The 1,051-nt window shown below is 33.3% G+C and carries 1 protein-coding gene; it reads right to left on the bottom strand.

Annotation, left to right across the window (positions count from 1 at the left end; genetic code table 11):
- Positions 1-74: 74 nt before the first annotated feature.
- A complete protein-coding gene (locus JMX48_RS13985; RefSeq protein ID WP_201538777.1) occupies positions 75-881 on the bottom strand; it encodes a hypothetical protein in 807 nt (268 codons plus the stop codon).
- Positions 882-1,051 lie beyond the last annotated feature (170 nt).

Raw genomic sequence — 1,051 nt, 5'->3', positions numbered from 1 at the left:
TTTATGATTATGTTTGATGACCGTATCAGCAGGCATTTAATCTAAATGGCAGTTACACAGAATCTGGGATGGGCTCATGTATCTTTATACTTTTCCAAAATAAAGTTCTTTTGGCTTTCTAATTGCTTTCCTTCCCCATCATCTAGGATATAATTTGGGTCTTTTGAAAGCCTTAAAATAACCTTTTTAGGCGTAATATTCTTATGCTGTTTTAACCATTCTTTTATAGTTCGTTTACTTGGTATTTTATCATTATGCTGTGAATATAGGCTTATAAGAATTTCAGCCATCGTGGTTGGTGATATTAAGTAGCTTACGTCATGACGCTCCCATATTATTCTAGCCAATGGAATTAATACGCTTTTTTGACGGTTTGCACTTACTTGCTTAGGATTCTTGGGAACTTGCGAGACAATTTCAGCGTATGACCAACCATGAGTTGTTTTTATAAATGAATCAAGCATAAGCCATTCACAATACATATCCACTCCTAGCTTATAACGTCCATATCTTTGACATAAGTTAGCCAGAATTGATTGTGTATAAGCCATTACTATGTAATCTATATTTATTAAGTCTTGTTCGTAATTGAAAAGGTCTAAATATTTTACTTTTATTAAAACATCATCTATGCAGCTTGCACACATAGCTGCGGCATCATCATAATTATCATCTTTAAGCGATGCTTTGACAGATTCAAGCCATTCTGAGATTTGAAAGTACATTACTGATAAAATGTTATCAAAGTCTTTAATGCTCCTACTGTAATCTGTGTGGCTAAGTAAATAAGCATAACGACCAGCACACTTTGAATCACCCAAGTATAAATCTAAAACCTCTTTAGGGTATTTATCTATTGAATCATTATAAGTTTTTTTCACAATTCACACCCCTACACCCTTAAAGCAAAGTAAATACAAAGCAGCGAAAGTATAAGAGTGTGAATAGCTGCACATTTTCTAAACAATCCTAGCCTTACCCAAATTCTTATTATTCCTTAAATACATCATACAATTACCAGCCAAATTTAGCACAAAAAAAAGCCAACCAT

This window comes from Psychrobacter immobilis (assembly GCF_904846225.1).
In the GTDB taxonomy this organism is placed as follows: Bacteria; Pseudomonadota; Gammaproteobacteria; order Pseudomonadales; family Moraxellaceae; genus Psychrobacter; species Psychrobacter immobilis_F.
Note: the sequence above shows the minus strand (reverse complement) of the source record. Positions and strands in the feature narration are given on the sequence as shown.